Here is a 19,618-nt window from a genome sequence, read left to right as displayed (position 1 = left end):
GTGCTGTGTGACATGTCGCGGTGCGTGTCAGCGCACTCCGGCGCGCACGGGGGCGCACGGAGGCCGGACGGGGCCGGACGCGGCTGTACGGGGCAGTGCGGGGGGTGCAGGGAGTGCGGGGCGCGTGCGCTGGTCGTGCCGTGGGGGGCGTGCGCGGGCGTGGTCTCCCGCCGGGTGGCGGTGCTCGGGCCGCCCGGGCGACCCGAGCACCTGCACGGGCGGGTTTGAACAGTGGTCAACTTCCCTGATGCCGCGATGCATCGTGCGGTGGCCGCCCTGCACTGTCAACGGTCATGCGGAGTACGTCGTTTCGCCCCTTCGGCGCCGACGGCCGCCCCGGAGCGCGCCCCGGCCGGTCCCGTTGCGGCCCCACCGGGGCCGGTGGCCTGCGCCGATCCCGCCCGGGCGGGGCCGGCCCCGGCGTCCCGGTGGCCGTACCGCACCGGGCGGGGCTCATGCCGCACCGGCATACCTTGTCGCCCACCGGGCATGAACTCGGCTCCGGGGGTGGGTATTTGTTCACCCCTGCGGCCCTTACGGGTGCGGCACGGCGAGGTTACCGTCCGGTCATGACCCCCACCCTCGCGCAGCTTCGCTATCTGGTGGCCGTCGCGGACTGCCGTTCCATCACCGGCGCTGCCGCCTCGGTCTTCGTCGCCCAGTCCGCCCTGTCGCGGGCCATCCAGGCCATGGAACGCGACCTCGGAGTCGACCTCCTCGCCCGCCGGGGCCGGGGCGTGGACCTCACGCCGGAGGGGTCCCGGGCGGTCCGGCTCGCCCGTACCGTCCTGGACGCGGTGGAGGCGATCGACGACATCGGGACCGCGCACGGCAGCGGGGTCCGGGTCGCCTTGACCCTCGTCACCACCCCGACCCTGGCCCTGGACCTGGCCGCGGACCTGGTGCCGGCCTTCACCGAACGGCACACCGGAGTGGACGTCCGGCTCCAGCAGCACGACAGCCGGGAGGCCCTCGTGCAGGAACTCGCCGCAGGGAGCGCCGAGTTGGCCCTCGTGGACCTGCCGGTGGACAAGGAGCTGTCCACGCACCACATCCAGGAGCGCGAGGTGGTGCTGATCTCCCCGATCGGCTGCAGACTTCCCGACCCGATGCCCTTCAGGCTGCTCGACGGCCTTCCGATGGTGCTGCCGACCCCGGGCGCAGGCAGGCGCACCGAGTTGGAAGCCATGTTCAGCTGCCTCGGAGTACGCCCCGTGCCCACCCTCGAGGCCGACGAACGGCTCGCCTGGGTGACGGGCGTGACGGACGGCCGCGGCTCCGTCGTCTGGTACCGGGACGTGGCCGTGCGCGCCTTCGGCGACCGCGCGGAGATCCGCTCCTTCTCCCCGCCCCTGCTGCGCCCGGTGGGGATCGCACACGCCCGGCGGCCGCTGAGCCGCGCGGCCCGGGCGTTCATCGCGCACGCCCGGCACAACGCACCGGTACGGGAGCCGGCGCGCTGACCGAAAACCGCCGGCAGGTGCCGGCAGCCATGCCCGCACGGCATTGACCCATGTTCAAAGAGGTGACCGTCGGCCCTTCCGGCAGTGCCTGACGTGCCATCACATTGTGTGCATGTCCCGACTCCTCACGCCCCCACGGGCCGCCGCCCTTGCAACCGCTGCCCTCGCCACGCTCCTCCCGGCGGCCGTTTGGATGGCCAGTGCCACCGCCGCCCCGGCCGGCCTGCCCGCCTCCGCGCCCGCTCCCGCCGCGGCCCCGGCCCCGGCTCCGGCTCCGGCTCCGGAGAAGAAGTGCACGCTCCCCGGCGGCCTGGCCGAGCTCAGCGGACTCGCCATGAGCCGCAAGCACCCCGGCGTCTTCTACGCCGTCAACGACAGCGGCAACACCAACCAGGTCTTCGCCGTCGACTGCACCACGGCGACCGGCCGGCTCCGGGCCACGTACACCGTCTCCGGCGTCGGCAACACCGACTGGGAGGGGCTGGCCCTCGGCAAGGACGCGGCCGGCCTTCCGACGATCCTGGTCGGCGACATCGGCGACAACTTCAGCGGGCGCGCCGAGATCACCGTGCACGCCTTCGCCGAGCCCGAGCAGCTCGCCGATGCCACCGTCACGCCGGTGACGTACCGCTTCGCCTACGCGGACGGCAGGCACGACGCCGAGTCCCTGCTCGCCGACCCCGTCACAGGTCAGCTCTACGTCGCGAGCAAACTCATCGGCGCGGCCGGTCGGTTGTACAAGGCCCCGCTGCCCCCGCTGACCGGTCAGGTCAACACCCTCACCGCGGTCCGCCCGGGTCCGGTCTTCGCCACCGACGGCGCGTTCTCGCCGTCCGGCGCCTCGTACACCCTGCGCAGCGGCGGTCCGCTCGGCGCCAACACCGCCACCGTGTACGACACCGCGGGCACCAAGCTCGCGGACGTCGCCCTGCCCGCCCAGTCCCAGGGCGAGACCGTCACGTACGCGGACTGCACCAGCCTGCTCGTCGGATCGGAGAACGACACCCAGATCTGGCGGGTCCCGCTGCCGCCGGAGGCCACCCCGGGCTGCGGCACCACGCCGACGCCCACCCCCACGCCGACGCCCACCCCCACACCCGGCCCGGGCGATCTGAAGGTCGCCGACCCCGGCCCGCAGGCCTGCACGTTCAACCAGCCCTGCACCATCCGGCTCACCGCCACCGGCGGAAAGCCGCCCGTCCGCTTCGCCGCCGGCGGACTGCCGTTCGGCCTGGCCCTCGACACCGCCTCCGGCCGTATCACCGGCAAGCCCTGGGGCAGCGGTACCGCACGGGTCACGGTGACCGCCACCGACTCCACCGGAGCCACCGCGAGCACCGCCTTCCCCCTCACCCTCACCTGGTTCTGACCCCGGACCGGGCGGACTTGTACAACCCGGCCTTCAGGCCGCACTGTTGGCCGAGTTTCGTCCATACGGTCAGGAGAGCCCGCTTGTCACCCGACAACGCACCCGCGCCCGCGTACGTCATCGACCCCGCCGGCGGATGCCCGCACGCCCTCAATGCCCGGCTGCGCGCCCGGGGCCCCGTGGCGGACGTCGTCCTGCCCGGCGGGGTGCCCGGGGCGGTCGTCCTCGGACACGAAGCGCTGAAGGAGTTCCTCGCCCACCCCGACGCGGCCAAGGACGCCCGGCACTTCCCGTCCCTGCACGACGGCACCATCCCGCCGAACTGGCCTCTGCGGGCGTTCGCCAACGCCCAGGGCATGCACACCTCCGACGGAGCCGACCACCGCCGGCTGCGCTCCCTCGTCGGGAACGCCTTCACCGCCCGCCAGGTGGAGCGGCTGCGGCCGCGGATCGAGGAGCTGACCGCCGGGCTCCTCGACGACCTCGGCCGGGCCGCGGCCGAGGCCCCCGACGGTGTCGCGGACCTGCGCACCCACTTCGCCCTGCCCCTGCCGATGAGCGTCATCTGCGAGCTGCTCGGCGTGGACCCCGAGCACCGGGGCCGGCTGCACCACCTGTCCCACACGGTGATCATCGCCACCGACACCACCCCCGCCGAGGCGATGGCCGCCGTACGGGAGCTCGTCGAGCTGATGGGCACGATAGCCGCCGCCCGCCGCGAGAAGCCGGGCGACGACCTGACCAGCGCGCTGATCGCCGCCCGTGAGGGCGACGGCGACCGGCTCAGCGAGGCCGAACTCATCGGCACCATGCGCCTGATGCTCGTCGCCGGCCACGAGACCACCCTCAACCTCATCAGCAACGCCGTCCGCGCCCTGTGCACCCACCGCGACCAGCTCGCACTGGTCCAGGAGTCCAAGGCCACCTGGTCCGACGTGGTCGACGAGACCCTGCGCTGGGACGGACCGGTCAGCTGGTTCCCGTTCCGGTACCCCACCCGCGACCTGACCGTCGACGGGACCGTGATCCCGAAGGGCACCCCGGTCCTCGCCGGCTACACCGCGGCCGGCCGCGACGAGGCCTTCCACGGCCCGGACGCCGACCGCTTCGACATCACCCGCCCCACCGCCGCCCGCAACCTCTCCTTCGGGCACGGCGCGCACTACTGCGTCGGCGCCCCGCTGGCCCGACTCGAGGCGGTCATCGCCCTGGAGCAGCTCTTCACCCGCTTCCCGGACCTCGACCTCGCCGTCCCCGAGCCCGAACTCCCGCACCAGCACAGCTTCATCGGCAACAGCGTCGAGTCCCTGCCGGTCCGCCTGGCCGGGCGGTAGCTACCGCGCGTCTCCGGGCGGCGCGAGCTCCGTGCTCAGCCAGCCCAGCGCCTCCGGGTACATCCCGGTCCAGGTCTGGAAGTTGTGGCCGCCGGCCGGGCGGACGAGGGTCCTCACGCGGACCCCGCTGCCCGCCGCGGCCCGGCTGAAGGCCTCCAGCTGCTGCGGCGGGCTGTCCTTGTCCTGCGCCGAGGTGGCCAGGAACAGCCCGATGTCGGCCCGTTTGGCCTGCCGGACCAGCCACAGGGGGCTGTTGCGCTCGCGCAGGGCCGGGTCGGCCAGCACCTCCGGGTCCCCGGCCAGCGGGTCGGGGTCAAGGGCCGCGCCCGCCCGGAACACCTTCGGGTACTGCAGCGGCAGCTTGGCCGCGCAGAACGCCCCGGTCGACACGCCCAGCACCCCCCAGCCGCTGGGCTCGCGCAGGGTACGGAAGTTCTTCGCGACCAGGTCCGGCACGTCCTCCGCGAGCCAGCCGGCCACCTTCCGCGTCGGCGTGTTGCTGCAGTCCGTGTTCACCCCGCCCGGGTAGATCTCCGGGATCACCAGGATGAACGGGTGCGCCGCGCCCAGCCGGACCAGCTGCTCCAGCGCGCCGGGCATGTTGCCCAGGTCGATCCAGGTCCGGGGCGAGCCCGGATACCCGTGCAGCAGCATCAGCACCGGGAACCGTCTCTTCTCCGCGCCCGGGGCCCGGTACTCGGGCGGAGTCCACACGATCACCTGCCCGGCGAGCTTCGAATGAGAGCCGCGGAAATAGGCGGTCTGCGTACCGTCGCCGCCCTGCGTGAACTTGGCCCGGCCCAGCGGCGGCCCCGTCATCGCCGAGGAGTTCTGCACGTTCTCCGTGCCCAGCAGGTCGTTCCAGGAGGAGTAGAGCCCGTAGCTGCCGTTGATCCAGGTCGCGATCACCGCGATGGACGTCAGCTGGCACAGCCCGATCATCAGCACCCGCACGGGCCACCGCACCCACCCGGGTCCGGGGATCCGGTTCCACAGCAGCAGGGCGGCGAGCATGGCGAGCGCGGTGACGGCGATCAGTGTGACGAGGAACGACGTACTGGTCAGCTCCACGAGGGCCGGCTCCCGAAATGTCCTGATCTCTGTCGCCAGTGTACGGCGCTCCGCGCCAGGAGGGGTCGGGACGCACCGTGTTGAGCGGCGCGAGCGGCCGTTGGAACGATCTGCCGTGACCGCCGCTCGACGGCCAGGTCGACGGGTTCCGCGTCGTGCATGGTCGGCATCCCGCAGACATCCCCGTAGTCCTCCCGCCTTCCTGAGACCCTGCCGGAGGGCCTCCAGGGATCGGATTCATGGCCCGGTGGACAATCCCCAGCCGTCGATCGATCATGGATAGTGGACGGCCACAGAGGCGCACTATCGCGTACGCGGGGCTGAAATGTCGACGATCCTGATTCAGGTCGGAGATCACCAGGCAGAGGGATTCCCTGAGGATCTCTGCATTGACGACGGTACGGATCCCCGGTGGTTCGAGCACCCTCGCGCCCGTGTCTTGATCCCGGACCGCAAGCTCGCTGGCTGCCCGAGTCTGAACGATCGCAGTGTTCCCACGCGAACCTTGATGTCGACCGGGCAGGAACTGTACGACGCGTTGCTGTCGGGTGCTCCGGGCGAGGTCTGGCAGACCGCGGCGGTCAACGCTGATCTCCGAGTGGTGCTGGACATCCAGCCTGGAGCCCTCCGGTTGCTGCCCTGGGAGCTGCTCTGCACCCCTGCACCCCAGCAGCGGTGGCTCTTCGAGGACGAAGGTCGCCCGTTCGTGCGAGCCCATATCCCTTACGGCAAGACGGCGGAGCCCTTGACCGAGCCAGTTCGTCTCCTCGTCGTAGTGGGCGATCCCCAGGACGGTGACCTGAAGGTGGACAGCGAGCTGGACGCCATCTACGCCGCTCTGAGCGAAGTGCCCTGCTGCTGGCAGACCCGTGTCCTCTGGGCGCCCGGCAAGGACGAGACCCGAGAAGAATTCACCGATTTCGCGCCGCACATCCTTCACTTCATCGGGCACGGCAAGCAGGATGCGTTGGAGGGGCCTTCTCTGGAGGTCATGACGAAGGGCGACCCTTGGTCACTCACTGCCGGGTATGTCGGCGGAGCACTCGCGCCGCCGCTCCGGCTGGCTGTGCTGAACGCCTGCCGGACCGCGGGGGAAGATGCCAGAGGGCTGGTCTGGGCTGTCAGCGACGGCTTTTTCCAGGCGGGGACGCTGGCGGTCATTGCCATGCAGGGCGATATTGCGTCGACGCCGGCAGTGCGCTTCAGCGAACAGTTGTACAGGTGCCTGGCCGCAGGGAAGGCGCTCGACGAATCCACGGCCAGCGCCAGAAATGCTCTCCACTATGCAAGCGGCACCCTTCCCCGAGACTGGGCGCTCCCGGTGCTGACGGTTCAGGCCGACCCCCGGGTGATCCTCAAGTGGCCCGAACCAATTGATCACGCCAAGGTGGCGAGACAGCGCGGAGCTGCGTTCAACGGTCCGCGCTGGCTGGTCGGAAGAGCGAGAGATCAGCACCGGGTATCGCGACGTATGGCCGCCGCGCCGTCGTCGCACGAGGCTGACCTTGTGATCGTCACAGGGGAGAGCAAGGCCGGAAAGTCTGAATTGATTCGCTCGTGCATCCTGACCAGCGCCTGGCGGGGTGTTCCGGTCGTCTATGTAAATCTGGCGAACGAGGGAGTTATCGATCTCCCTACCATGCTAGAGCGGGTCGCGCGTTCGGCGGCCGATTGGCTTGAGCCTGAGTCCGATGCGGCGATCCGTGATTTTATCGATTTGCTGACCATCCATCGAAATGAACTCGACCGGCTGCGGGCCGGAATGCCTGCACCTCTTGCGGGATTGGCGCATGCACCCCCTCCTCTCCCGAGCCATCCGAATCAGCCGGAGGACAATGAGAGGCGACTGATCTTGGAATTTGGACAATTCATCCGCAATCTGGCAAATTCCAAACCCCTGCTGCTGGTTCTGGATCACTTCCTGCAGGCTCAGCGGTACGGCCGCGTGATGGAGCGCATTCTCGGACCCGCCGGGGAGGGGAAGTTCCACCCGGTCCGCATGGTGGCAGTTGACGGCGAGCTCCCGCCCGACTTCAGAATGGAGTCGGCGAAGTGGATTATGGGAGTCGAGCTGTTCGACCGGAAGGATGCGACGCTACTCGTCCGTGAATACTGTGCCCGCAAGCGTGAATGGTATCGGGATCTACTTCCCTCCGATCGGGCTTGGGAGACTTTTACCGAGACGATGAGGGCAGGGGCTCTCGACTGTCAGGCAGGCAGCGGATCGTTCAGTCCTGAAGAGTTCAAGGCTTGGGAAACGGCGGCACAACGACGTGCGCAGGGCGGCGCCCCATGAAGGCATTGGATGAAATCTCACAGAGTCTTGCGGCAGGCGAGAACATCGCCGATGTGGCGCTTTCCCTGCTCTCTGAGCCCCTCCGGAGGTCTCTGGTCCACTGCGCCCTGGTGAACTCCTTCGACGGCGCCCTGTACACGGCTGCCCTGCAGGGCACGGGTGGACCGCCACTGGCCGAGCTGGTGCGGCTGCCGTGTGTCGATGCCCAGCCCGGGAGCACAGACAGCTACCAGGTGACGTCTGACATACGGGAAGCAGCCTGGCGAACCTGGTGGCGCGAGCATGGAAAAGAGCCTGACTCCCTCCCGGTACCCGAAGAGCTGCGGAACGCCGAGCAGCGTATTGCCGAGTATTTCGGACAGGCAGGGCAAAAGATCGAGGCATTGCGCGCACTGGCCGTTGCCGACCCCGACTTGGCGGCCGAGCGCCTTGAAGGGTGGTACCGGGAACAGGACGAGAACTTCGACTTCCCCGGCTGCCAGAATCTGCTGGACGCGCTGAGCGAGCCCAGTCGCGTGCAGATCAGCAGCCCACACTTGGCGCGGGTGCGCAGCGACTTGGACCGCTACCTACGGTCGCGGATGCTCTGGTACGACGCTCTGCTGCGGTCAGGCACCTATCTGTCCCGGCCGACGCTGGAGAAGCAACTCGAGCAACTGTTGAGGGGAGGTCCTACTCGTGCGCTGCGGCTGCACGCGGTCGGCGGACTCGGCAAGTCGTTGATGCTCAGCTGGTTTATCGCCCGCCGCTGTGTGGCCGCACCGGACCGGGTTCCGTGCGCCCTGGTGGACCTCGATGCCGTCGACGCGGTGAACATCGCCCGCTACCCCTGGCTACTCACGCTGGAACTCGCGCGGCAGCTCAACGAACAGATGGCGGGCGCCCCCTTCCAGGAACTGCTGCGCAAGTACAAGGCGTACGGATCAGCCCTGTTGCGGGGGGTGGCAACGGGATATCCGTCGGCAGCGGCTGTGCTCGACACGCCTGCGGTCGAGGTCGCTGCTGACGACATCCGTGAGCGATTCCTCAATGCGCTGAGCAACGATGAGTCCACGACACCGCTGCTCATTGTGCTGGACGCCTTCGAGGTCGCGGTGCTCAGGCCGATGGGCGGGGCCGGGGAGCTGATCGAAGTTCTCGCCGACATCCATGATGCCGCGCACCGGGTGCGGTTGGTGGTCTCAGGGCGGCTCACCGGTGCCGAGGCCGAGCTGAGGCAGTTGGACGAACGCCTGCCCGCAAAGGTGATGGGTGAGCTCGAAGTCCCGAAGTTCACACCGGAGGAGTCCCGGAGCTACCTGATCGACCGGCGGGGCATCAGGCGTTCTCCGGAGCTGTTGGAGGCCATCGTTCGTGCGGCGGACGGGAATCCCTGGCAGCTCGCCCTCCGTGCTGATGTCGCCGACTATTCGCCGGACATGTCAGCGGAGAGCGTGGAAGGACTCGACCCGCGACTCGCCTGGTGCATCGACCGCGTCATCGGCCGGATCGACGACGACGGACTGCAGTGGCTGGTCCGGTACGGCGCATTGGCAAGACGGCTGAGCCGGGACTTCGCCGAGCAGGTCGTGCTCCCCAGGATGGTCTCGGCGATGAGGGGTTCGAGTGACGACCAACCCGAGGACCATCGCCGCCCGCCCGGCGCCACACCCGTGTTCCGCACGGGAGTCCAGCCTCCGCAAGGGCCCGAGGAGTTCGCGCGCCTATGGGACAACCTGAAGCGGTACTCGGCGGAGGTGTCGTCCTGGGTGAGTGCCGCTCCGACGGACCCGGACACCCTGGTCTTCCACCCGTCCGTTCGGGAGCCGCTGCGGCACCTGCTTTCCAGGCAGCCTGTCTACCAAATGCTCCATGAGGACGCCGCACGCTACTATGAGCGGCTCGGCGACCTGCATCCGCAGACATGGGCCGCCTGGACCAGAGCAGCCCTATACCACCGGTTCCAGGCTTGCGGGCATCGCGCGGCCCCCGCCTGGAGGAGCGCTGTCGAGCGGGCCAAGGCGGCCGGCGGACTCCAGGACGTCGCCGAGATCGCTGGTGAGATCCTCGGACCGGACTATCTCGACGAGGAGGACGAGCCAAGAAAGGTTGCCGGGGGAATTCCCGTGCTCGACCCGCAGCTCCACGCAGAGGCACAAGTGGAGCTGGCCTTGGCGCTTGTCCGCAGAGCGCGGTGTGAGGGACCTTCGGGAGGGCATCAGCTCTGGAGCGAGGCTGAACGCAGGCTGGGCAACGTCGAGGCGATCCTGCTTCAGGACGATGTCCGTCTACCGCGTGTCCGGTGGGATGCCGCGCGTGCTGCTCTGCTGCTCTTCCGCGGCCGCCCGGGTAAGGCCGAAGCACTGCTCAGACCCACAGCGTCAGCCGTCGAGGTTTCCCTCGACCACTGTTTCGCGCTGGAAGTGTATGCGGACGCGCTTCGGGCGCTCGGTCACTCGGACAAGGCCGGCAGCGTGCTGAGGGAGGCATGGGCCATTGCCGGAACGATGGGAGAGCAGTCCAGCACGGGGCATTTCGCCCTTCTTCTGGCCCATGACAGCACGAACCGCGTGCGGTACGACGAAGCCCTGCGATGGGTGAGGGCGGTGCCGCGCGACGACACCGGAGGCACGAAGCATCCGGGAATGCGTCTCACCGAGGCGGAACTCGCACTGAACCTTGGACTGCCGGCGACGGCCGCATCGCTGGCGGACGTACCGTCCGACGACCCCAGGGCACGGCTGCTGGCCGTGGGCGTCAAGGCCCTGCTCATCCTCGGGCGGCCACGGACGGCCCGCGCCCGCTGCGAGATGGCACTCAGCGCCCCCGCAGGTCTGCTGCCGGAGCGGGAAGCGGCGGTGTTTGCACTGCGCGGTGAAGCCAACGCCGCACTCATGCAGGTGGAGCGAGCCACGCGGGACCTGCTGACGGCCCGTGAGTACTTCGCGCGCATGCAAGACCACGAACGCGCGGCAGAGTGCACGCTGAAGGCGGCCCTGCTCCAGCTCCATGTGGTGGGAAACCTTTGGGAGGCGGAGCAGTACGTGGACGAGGCGATGCGCCTCACCTTCGAAGACGACGGGGAGATCGGGGCGGCGTGCCAGCTGCTGCAGTCGGAGCTCATGATGAGGCACGGAGACCCGGAAGGCGCCGCGCGGCTCTGCGCAGCCACACTGAAGCGGCTGGAGCGGTCCGATGCCGCCCCACAGCGGATTGCCGAGGCGGCCGCACAGGGTCTGTCTGTGACGGGCGGCAGGCACGAGCAGTTCGGGGACGTTCTGCTCGCGGTGCTGCGCCGTGTCACTCCGGCCAACGCCCGGCTGGCCATGCTGGCCATGCTGGAACCGCTGGAGAGGTGCCCGGGAGCGCTGTCAGTCGGGCAGGATCTGCTGTCGCTTGTCCTGCCCGACGGCGTCGCACCGGGAGCGGAGAACCCCGCCGATGCTGCCTGGCTGGAGTTCCGTGGCGCCGAGGTGTTGCGGCTGGCCGGCCGGTTCGAAGAGGCGCGCCACCACGCCACGAGGGCGGCGCGGGTCTTGGCCGAGGAGGACAGCTTCGCATGGTGGCGGCTGGCCGGTCTCACGGAGCGGACCGGGCCCGTCGGGCGTGAGGAGCTGCAGCCGCCCGAACTCGTGGGTTATGACGAGTATCCGATGCTGCGTGCAGCCCACCTTGTGAGAGTCGCAGGGCGATGGGCGGGCTCCGAACTGGTGAACCACACCATCGAGAGACTCCGGCGCGCCGATTCCCTGTTGGCGCAGGAGACCCCGAACCAATGGCAAGCCATGGCCCACGAGACGTTGTCATGGTTGCTGGAGAGGACTACGGGTTCATCGGAAGCAATTCACCACGACCGCACCGCTCGTGCAGTTTCGGCGGAACTTGGCGTCGATCGCGGGCTGCTCGCAGTTCGAACGCCTGTCAAGAACACCGTCAACCTGGAACTCGCGCCGGACGGGGCACTGCTCGTTCGGGACGGCACGCTCACGCTGGACCGGATGGAGCCGACGGCACATCTCGCCTGGGCTCTGCGCGAGGAGGGCCACAGGACCATGCTCGGGCGCCTGGTCGATACCCTTCTCGAGGGTGCTCCCCTCATGCCCGGCACGGCGACGATGGAGCCACTGCTGCGGAGGGGTCTAGATCGGCCGCTGGATATCTGCCTGACGGTCGGTCAGCCGCATCTGGCCCAGGTGCCGTGGGAGACGGCGGCGACCACAAGAGGCATGCTGGCCGCAGACGAGCGGATCCGCTTCCTCTGCCGGATGCCCTGTACACGCCGTGCCGAAAAGACCCGCATCGGCGTGCTCCAGTCGATCCTGCGGCGGCTCGAAGCTATTCCCGGCGCCGTGGACGGCCTGACGAGATCGCAGACCCGGCAGGCCGTTTCGGAGGTCATGCGTGCGTTCGGCCCCGAGGGGGCCCCGGAGGCCGACTCGCCCAGCTGGGAGAGCCTCCGCGAAGCGCTCGTGCGGACATCGGAGAGTCCGCGTGTGCTGATCCTGCGTCGCGGCAGCGCGGCGCAGCTGGCATCGCAGCGCGGCCACTTCGTGGGGGGTTCCGACCTCGTGGTCGCGTATGGAAGCGCCGGCTGGGCCGTGGACGTCGCAGACGACCCGAATGGCGAAACCCTCGACAGGCTTGCGGCGCAGCCGACCCCAACGGTGGACGTCATCCACGTCAGTACCACGCTCGACGTCGCCGGCAGTGTCCCGTACCTCGACTTCGGTTCCTCCACGTACGGTGACGACTTCATCCCGGTGACCGAGGCCTCGGAGTCGATAGCCGTCACGGACCTGGACCGATTCGTGGCGCGGGTGTCCGCCGGCCGTGCCGCTCCCCTGGTGATCCTCGATGTCGCGAGCCCCGGCGGCTCCGGCGAACTGGTACGCCAGTTGCTGCTCCGCAACGACTTCGCTTTCCAGCTGGCCGGCTTGGGCAGTGCAGTGGTGGTGCTGGCCACGGGTCTCACCCCTCCCGACGACTCCCGTCAGATCGACGAGATCGTCCATGGCCTGAGGAACGGCTCGACGCCTGCGGACATCGCCCGTCGTCTGCAACGGCTGGCCGCGAGTGAAGACTGGCTGCGGGCGCTGCCCTATGCGGGGACGGCTCTGATGAGTTCGCTCGCGCCGCACCAGATGCTGCCAGTCGGCGTCTGATGCGTCAGTCTTCCGGCAGCCACCGGGCGAGTTGCCTGCGCACCTGGGCCTTCCGGAAGAAGTGGGTGTGTGCCACTGCGCTCGTCGAGGGGATCACCAGCGGGTCGGTCACGACGTAGGAACCCGCGCGATGCACCCCCTCGGTCGGCACGACCAGGTCGTTCTTGGTGCCGAACAGGCTGTCGACCAATACGTTGAGCGCCCGGATCGCCACGCCTGCCTCCTCGGCCGGCTTGAAATCGGACGTCATCGCGTGGACCCTTCCGCCCTTCGGAACCGCAGCCGAGTTCAGTTCCTTCAGCGTCGGGGAAGCTGGATCCATCGCGGCCACACCGCCGAGTCCGTGGAGCACACCGGTGGCGCAGTGTTTGACGACTTCCAGGATCACTTCGAGCGAGCTGCTCACCACTTCGTCGGGGAAAAGTGAGAGCAGGTTAGTGCAGACGTCGAGCAGATCGCCGAGTCGTTTCCGGTCGGCAAGCACGGTACCTGAGTTGGGGGTTGCGACGTGGATGAGAGTGCGGATAGCGGGAACGGGCGGGCCTCCGTCCCGGGCGAAGGTGGGCTGACCCAGTTGACGAGCCACGAGCCCGCCTCGTGAGTGGGTGACGAGGTCGAGTGTGAGCGTCCGGTCGGCGGGGAGCTGCGACAGAAGCCACCGGACGTTGTCGGCCGGATCCACGTGCACGGTTGGGTGGTCGAAAACCAGGACGCGGTCCTGGTAGCGCCGATGAAGCTCGCCCAGGAGGTCCAGGTCCTCGCCGATGCCGTGAAATCCCGTGTGGCATCGGCTGAAGATGCCGTGGACGAACAGCAGGAAGGGCCGGTCGGCCAATTCGGCCAGCCGGCCAGCTGTCACCGGTTCACCAGCTGTCGGGTCGAGGAAATTGCCTGGGCTCGTCAGCCGCAGTCCATAGGGGCGGTGTTGATTCTCCCAACGGCCCATCGCGAACTCGGCCACCCGGCCGGCCGCCCTCTCGATTGGGAAGCGGAGCAGATGGATGACTTTGCGGACGCCGAATCCGGTCCACCCCCGGTTCTGCTCGATCGTCGTCCCGACGTCGAACTCCGCAACGCTGATCCTGAACGTCTGTACCGCGTCGGCCCTGTCCGTGCCCTGCCCCTGTGCCGCGGTCTCGGAGACCACCCAGCGCACCAGTCCGGTTGCGTCGGTCTCCAGCACGACCTGCCCCTCGTCCTCCCCGGGCGCGGGCACCTCAACTTCGAGGTACGGGGGGTTCGCATCGCCCCGTTGCTGTCCGTCCGGGCGGGCAGCAACGGACAGATCAGTGAGGGTGAGGGTCAGGATCGGGCGCATCCCGGCCTCCTGGGCGAGCGTCCCGAGCAGTTGTGCGGCCTCGGTGGGGACGTTGTCAGCGGCCAGCTGTTCCGGCAGCGCGACGGGTGCTGCCTCCCGTACGGTTCCGGCCGTTTCGTACCACCGCCGCACCGATGCGATGTGTCCGCTCACGTTCGAGGACTGAAGAACGACGCCGTAGTCGAGTTCGATTCGCTCGTCTCTTTCGATGTCAGGCATCGTCAGCTCCTTGTGGTTCCCAATCGATGGTCAGCCGTGGATGGCCGAAGAACAGGTAGGCGAGGGGAGTGGAGGCTGCCGCCCCGGATGCGTCCCGGGTCCCGGCTCGCTGTTGCCTCACGTACTCGGCGGGTGCTGTGCCGTCCATCAACACGGCCTGGTAGAACCCTTCGGCGAACGTCCGGGCGACGCCGTCGTCGACGTTCCACAGCGGCGCGATGGCCGCCCCGACGCCGATGTGGAGGAACGATGCCACCATGCCCGCGTATGAGCCGAGCATCCGCTGACCCTGTGCGAGCTGGCATGCGTTGAGGAAGACGAGATCGACCTGATCCAATTTCTTTTCGGACCGGAGACCACGCACGGAGAGAGGGCTGAGGAACGTGCCATCAGTCATCTTGATTCCGTCTTGCGTGCCGCCGACATCGAATTTTCCGTGTACGGAAAAGTGCAGGATGTCCGGGCTCGGGGATTGTCTGAGGCGATTCAGGACGGGTTCGGTCAGCGCCTCCACCGGCTCCGCCTTGTAGTGAGCACAGAGTTGTGAGGCCTCGGCTTCCGCTTCGACAAGCCTGTTCGTCGCGTATTCACCGCTCACCACGGCCATCCCCCGCGCCCGCATCCGGGCCGGCGGCGCTGCCGTGCGGTGCCGATCGCGGTACGTCCAGCGGCCGACGACCGCCTGTGCGCCGAGGTGTTTGGGAATCGTGCTGTCCCATGGGCGCGGCACCAGGGCGAGCTCCCAGGGCACGTACGGATCCCAGGTGGCGAGCAGCACGGTCGGCGGCCTCGACAGGTCCGCCACCGTGTAGAGGGCTTCCCACACTTCCTCCGGCACCGCCTCGCTCACGATGTCGCCGATGCCGTTCAGGAAGAGGGTGAGGTCAACGGCGGTGCTGTGGTCCTGTACGCCACGCATCATCACGCGAGCCCAGTCGCCCTCGCCCTCGAGTGGCCTGCGCGGAATGATGACAGGAGGAACTACCGAGCGGTGCGGGGAGCGGTAGAACCACGACACCTCTTGGCACAGCGCGTCGTTGCCCGGTGCGATGACGATCTCCAAGTCGGGCTGTGTTTCAGGGTCGTTGGGCAGCACCCAGGTGGTGCCGGCGGCAGTCGGCGAGTCCGGTTCGGCAGCTGCCCGCTGACTGCCCTCGCCGACCAGAACCGTCCGATACGCCACCCCGATCATGCTCTCGTCGACGGAGAACACGGCGGTGACGACCCGGTCCGGAGCGAGGTCCGGATGGTCCTCTGCCCTCAGCCGTACCAACTGGTAGGGAAACGGATCGTCGGGGCTCACCTCCATGGGGAGATTGAGCGAGGATCCCCCCAGCACGGTGAAGCCGGGGGCGATGAGCTGAACGCTCAAGTGGTACTTTCCGCTCGGGACGATGAACGGGGTCGGCTGGATCACTTTGGGCGAGGGCTCCGGGGCCAGCCCGACAAGCAAGTGCAGGACCTCGTTCGGAGCGACTCGCTCGGGCGCGTCCAATCGCGCGTAAGCCCGGCGGCTGTCGGGCGTGGCAGATGCGCCTTCGCCGTCGCCCATCTCCTGTCGCTTCCCGCGCTTCGGCCGCCGGGGCGACACCGTCAGATCCGCGAGGTCGACGAGGCCGGCTCGTTCGTCAGGGCGGGAGGAGGGCGACGGCCAGTCAGCCGGAGGCCTGCTGATATGGGGTGCCGCATTCACCAGTCGCCGTAGGGTGTCGAGCCGCTTGCTCGCGTCATCGGTGTCGAGCTGCCGGTAGACGACCGCAAGCACAGCGGCGGGCTGGACCAGGGTCATCAGGGCGCCGAGCCAAGCCGCCCGCGTTTCACGGACAGGCCCTTTGAGCACGGGAAGCTTTGCTGCTGCGGTCCCGGGCAGCGCCTGGACGACCATCTTCAGTCGATCGGTGGCCGACTCCAGTGTCCGGTCGTCGGCGTCCACGGTCCGAGCAAGGGTGGCCACCAGCGACGAGAGGAGATCCCGGGCTCCCGCCTCGGAGAGGGTGCCGAGGCCCGAGAGGTCCGCCGGGAAGCCCTCGCCGTCCATGAGGCCGTTCGCCACCGCCATCGGCAGGATCCGCGCGTCGGCGAGGGCGCGCTCCGCGGCATCCCGGCGTGCTGAGCAGTCCTCCTGGACCCATCGGTCCAACAGGGCCTGGACCTCTGGAAGGTTTCCGGCCGCCTTGATCAAGGAGTCGGGCGGCCCGCCCTCCGCACGGCCATGTTTGAGGACCAGCTCCGCTACGTGCTTGGCTGCGGTTTCATCCAAGGGGAGCAGAGCAGACGCGGCGAGCGCCGCGGTTCGCAGTCGATCATCCTCATCCTGCCTGGCGATTTCCAGAAGGGGCATGACATCGCTGGTGTCGACGAGGCGGTCCGACCCACCCGACATAGGAAAGCCTCCGGTCTACCCGCCAAGGCCGCTTTGGATACTTAGAGTAACATGAAATAGCGTAGAGTGATAATTGTCGGGGGGTGGTGCCTGTCAGGGGGTGGTTCTGTTGCGGGACCGGACACGCACCGACACCGAGTGCCACCCGGTCGCCCCGTCGGGGACGGTCCCGGTGCGCACGCCCGTCTGGACGGCGCCCGTGCCGTCCGTGGCGCGGACCTCCAGGGTGTGCCGCCCGGGGGCCGCCTCCCACTCCCACACCCACTGCCGCCAGGTGTCGTTGCCGTCCGCGGCCCCCAGCCGGGCCTCGTGCCACGGGCCCGCGTCTACCCGTACCTCGACCCGGGAAATCCCGCGGTGCTGCGCCCACGCCACCCCGGCCACCGCCACCCGGCCCTCCTCCGGTTCGGCGGACGGGCGCGGGGTGTCGATCCGGGACTGCGTCTTGACCGGGGCCTGCTGAGCCCAGGACCGGCGCACCCAGTACGCGTCGTACGCCGCGAACGTCGTCAGCTGCAGCTCGCGCAGCCACTTGCACGCCGAGACGTACCCGTACAGGCCCGGTACGACCATCCGTACGGGGAACCCGTGCGCGAAGGGCAGCGGCTCGCCGTTCATCCCGACGGCCAGCAGCGCGTCCCGGCCGTCCATGACCGTCTCGACGGGCGAGCCGATCGTCATCCCGTCCACCGACCGCGCCACCAGCTGGTCCGCCGGACCTCCCTGCGAGGGCGGCCGGACCCCCGCCTCGCGCAGCAGGTCGGCCAGGCGCACGCCGAGCCAGCGGGCATTGCCCGCGTACGGGCCCCCGACCTCGTTCGACACGCAGCAGAGGGTGATGTCGTGCTCGACGAGCGGGCGGGCCAGCAGATCGCGCAGCCCGAATTCGAGCGGGTGGGAGACGCCGTCCCCGTGGATGCGCAGCCGCCAGGTGTCCGCGTCCACCCGGGGGACGACCAGTGCGGTGTCCACCCGGTAGAAGTCCCGGTTGGGCGTGATGAACCGGGAGATGCCGGGTACCCGCAGGTCCGCGCCGGGCGGGACGGGCGGCGCGGGCACGGCCGGCTCCGGCAGGACCAGATCCGCCCGGGAGGCCGTGGCCCCCGCCGAGCCGTACGCGCCGAGCCGGCGCCCCGCGTACCCGATCCCGGCCGAGGCCGCGAGGGTCGCGGCGACCAGTCGGCCGAAGCCGCGCCGGTCCATCGACCAGGCCCCGCCCGGCGGCGCGCCCACCGGGCGGGGCCCGGTCAGCGCGCGGACCAGCAGGTACAGCACCCCGGCAGCGGCCAGCCCGCCCACCAGCGACGGCAGCGCATCGCGCCAGGTCGCCTCCGGCCGGCTGAGCGCGGCCAGCGCCCCGACCAGCCCGAAGCCGCCGGCGAGCGCGATCCCGGCGGGCAGGTGCCGTACGGCGAGCACCCCGGCCAGGGCGGCGACCGCACCCAGCACGACGGTGATCCCGAGGGCCAGCAGCAGTTTGTCGGCGGTGCCGAACTCCCGGATCGCCCATTCCTTGACGCCGACCGGCGTACGGTCGACGACGGCGCCGCCGACCGCGGTGATCGGGGAGGACTCCGGCCGGACGGCCGCCGAAGCCAGCTCCGCCAGCGCCAGTCCCGCGCAGGCGGCGACCAGCCCGCAGACGGCGCCGCCCAGGATGCGGCGCCGTCGCCCCTGGTCTGCCTTCACACGGGTCATGCAGTCACCGTCCGCCGCGAAGCCGGGTGCCGGTACGGGAGGGGACCCGCCCGCCGGTTCCAGTGTCACTCCGACCCCGGCGGGCCTGCGCCCGGCCCCGCCCGTTCGGCCCCGTTCGGGTCAGTGCTCAGTGCTCAGGGCTCAGTGCACCGGCGCCGGCGGCACCCAGCGGCCGGTGCGCGGCGCCTTCACCCCGTACTCCGCCTTCAGCTCCGCCGGGATGGCGTGGTGCATGACCCGGCCCCGGGTCAGCGCGGACAGCTCGAAGCCGGCGAGCAGCGAGCCCGCCTTGTCGAGCGCCCACTCCGCGAGGGGGCTGCTGTCCTCGAGGGTCTCCAGCAACCCCAGGAACACGGGGACGGCCTTGGCCGCCGAGTCCCACGGGCTGCGCGGGATCTCCAGCCAGTCGCCGATGGTGTCGCCGACCAGGTAGCGGACGGTGGCCGGGACCACGGGGTCGAAGAGCGTGCCGGGGACCACGTCCTCGTACAGCCGCAGCAGCTGTGCGTTGAGGCCGACGCCCTCCGGGGAGGGGCCGAGATGGCGCAGCAGGTAGAGGTCGCAGTACGCGCGGGCCTCGGTGAGGTTTTCGGGTACGGCCGACATGTCGCAGCCCAGCAGGGCGGCCACGACCCGCCAGGCGTAGTAGTACGCCTCCGCGCCCTCCTCGCTCATGTGGATGCCGAGCCGGTGCATGGCGTCGAGCACCAGCAGCGAGAAGAAGGTCTGCCCGGCGATCATGTCCTCCTGGCAGATGGGCAGGCCGTCCCGCTCGACGTCCCAGTGGCCGCCGTGGCGCAGGTGGTGGCGTACCGCCGCGTGCAGCAGCCGGACCTTCTGCGCGGCCGGGATGAACTTGCTGCCCTCGGCGAAGGAGTCGGTCCGCATGAGGTACGTGACGAACTGGCCGGTGTTGGCCATCCGCCGGGAGGGGTACGCGAGCGAGTGCGTCGAGGAGAGCAGCCGGGCCATCCGGGGGACGGCGTAGCTGACGGGCATCGCGGCGAAGGACAGGCCGGTGTTGATGTGGGCGGCGTTGTCCATGAAGAACAGCCGGGCCTGTTCCATGACGTCCCAGTCGACCCAGGCCGGGGGCACGGCGGTGGCCTCGAAATAGGCGCGCGCGGAGGCCGGGAGACGCTCGGGGAGCGGGTCCCCGGCGGTGGTGAAGAACCGCATGAGCGTGTTGAAGTCGCCCACCTCGCCCCGGTGGAACAGCGCGGCGACGGTCTCGTCGGCGAGCGGATCACCCTGGGCGGACAGGGCGTCGAGGGCGGCGTCGTCGTAACGGGGGCGTGGCGAGGCGGTGTTGGCGGTGGTCACTTC

Annotated in this window: 10 protein-coding genes; 5 read left to right on the top strand and 5 right to left on the bottom strand. The window is 69.6% G+C overall.

Annotated elements, in window-relative coordinates; translation table 11 throughout:
• Nucleotides 1-569: 569 nt before the first annotated feature.
• The 3 genes from OG299_RS07930 to OG299_RS07920 all read left to right on the top strand — a co-directional run bounded on the left by OG299_RS07930 (nucleotide 570) and on the right by OG299_RS07920 (nucleotide 4,166).
• Entirely contained in the window at nucleotides 570-1,463 is an 894-nt protein-coding gene (locus OG299_RS07930) for a LysR family transcriptional regulator (protein ID WP_327361041.1), read from the top strand.
• A 112-nt stretch (nucleotides 1,464-1,575) separates the two neighbouring features.
• On the top strand, nucleotides 1,576-2,832 hold the full coding sequence (locus tag OG299_RS07925; protein ID WP_327361040.1) for an Ig domain-containing protein: 1,257 nt from the start codon (nucleotides 1,576-1,578) through the stop codon (nucleotides 2,830-2,832).
• Between the two features lie 83 nt (nucleotides 2,833-2,915).
• A complete protein-coding gene (locus OG299_RS07920; protein ID WP_327361039.1) occupies nucleotides 2,916-4,166 on the top strand; it encodes a cytochrome P450 family protein in 1,251 nt (416 codons plus the stop codon).
• On the opposite strand, the gene OG299_RS07915 is transcribed toward OG299_RS07920, so the two are convergent.
• A complete protein-coding gene (locus OG299_RS07915; RefSeq protein ID WP_327361038.1) occupies nucleotides 4,167-5,237 on the bottom strand; it encodes an alpha/beta hydrolase in 1,071 nt (356 codons plus the stop codon). It abuts the gene before it with no gap.
• 325 nt (nucleotides 5,238-5,562) lie between these two features.
• On the opposite strand from OG299_RS07915, the gene OG299_RS07910 reads away from it, so the two are divergent.
• The gene (locus tag OG299_RS07910; protein ID WP_327361037.1) at nucleotides 5,563-7,533 is read left to right on the top strand and encodes a CHAT domain-containing protein; all 1,971 of its coding nucleotides are present in this window, start codon (nucleotides 5,563-5,565) and stop codon (nucleotides 7,531-7,533) included.
• Nucleotides 7,530-12,674 carry a hypothetical protein gene (locus OG299_RS07905; RefSeq protein WP_327361036.1) on the top strand — a complete coding sequence of 1,715 codons (5,145 nt, stop codon included), beginning with the start codon at nucleotides 7,530-7,532 and terminating at the stop codon, nucleotides 12,672-12,674. Before OG299_RS07910 ends, OG299_RS07905 begins: the two co-directional genes overlap by 4 nt.
• A 4-nt stretch (nucleotides 12,675-12,678) precedes the next feature.
• Here the strand turns inward: OG299_RS07905 and OG299_RS07900 are convergent, their stop codons facing one another.
• From OG299_RS07900 to OG299_RS07885, 4 genes are all read right to left on the bottom strand, one after another.
• Nucleotides 12,679-14,211: an esterase/lipase family protein gene (locus OG299_RS07900; protein WP_327361035.1), complete on the bottom strand. Its 1,533-nt coding sequence runs from the start codon at nucleotides 14,209-14,211 to the stop codon at nucleotides 12,679-12,681.
• Nucleotides 14,204-16,552 carry a CHAT domain-containing protein gene (locus tag OG299_RS07895; protein WP_327361034.1) on the bottom strand — a complete coding sequence of 783 codons (2,349 nt, stop codon included), beginning with the start codon at nucleotides 16,550-16,552 and terminating at the stop codon, nucleotides 14,204-14,206. Before OG299_RS07895 ends, OG299_RS07900 begins: the two co-directional genes overlap by 8 nt.
• Nucleotides 16,553-16,687: 135 nt before the next feature.
• Nucleotides 16,688-18,292: a molybdopterin-dependent oxidoreductase gene (locus tag OG299_RS07890; RefSeq protein WP_327361033.1), complete on the bottom strand. Its 1,605-nt coding sequence runs from the start codon at nucleotides 18,290-18,292 to the stop codon at nucleotides 16,688-16,690.
• Between the two features lie 141 nt (nucleotides 18,293-18,433).
• Entirely contained in the window at nucleotides 18,434-19,615 is a 1,182-nt protein-coding gene (locus OG299_RS07885) for an oxygenase MpaB family protein (protein ID WP_266635256.1), read from the bottom strand.
• Nucleotides 19,616-19,618: the final 3 nt, after the last annotated feature.

The sequence above is a fragment of the Streptomyces sp. NBC_01296 genome (assembly GCF_035984415.1).
GTDB lineage: Bacteria > Actinomycetota > Actinomycetes > Streptomycetales > Streptomycetaceae > Streptomyces.
This window is presented reverse-complemented; position numbering and strand designations above follow the sequence as displayed.

What these genes read in the sequence shown, in the direction of transcription:
- OG299_RS07900 (WP_327361035.1), bottom strand. Translation starts at nt 14,211, where the DNA reads ATGCCTGACATCGAAAGAGACGAGCGAATCGAACTCGACTACGGCGTC.
- OG299_RS07910 (WP_327361037.1), top strand. Translation starts at nt 5,563, where the DNA reads ATGTCGACGATCCTGATTCAGGTCGGAGATCACCAGGCAGAGGGATTC.
- OG299_RS07905 (WP_327361036.1), top strand. Translation starts at nt 7,530, where the DNA reads ATGAAGGCATTGGATGAAATCTCACAGAGTCTTGCGGCAGGCGAGAAC.
- OG299_RS07890 (WP_327361033.1), bottom strand. Translation starts at nt 18,292, where the DNA reads ATGACCCGTGTGAAGGCAGACCAGGGGCGACGGCGCCGCATCCTGGGC.
- OG299_RS07895 (WP_327361034.1), bottom strand. Translation starts at nt 16,552, where the DNA reads ATGCCCCTTCTGGAAATCGCCAGGCAGGATGAGGATGATCGACTGCGA.
- OG299_RS07930 (WP_327361041.1), top strand. Translation starts at nt 570, where the DNA reads ATGACCCCCACCCTCGCGCAGCTTCGCTATCTGGTGGCCGTCGCGGAC.
- OG299_RS07925 (WP_327361040.1), top strand. Translation starts at nt 1,576, where the DNA reads ATGTCCCGACTCCTCACGCCCCCACGGGCCGCCGCCCTTGCAACCGCT.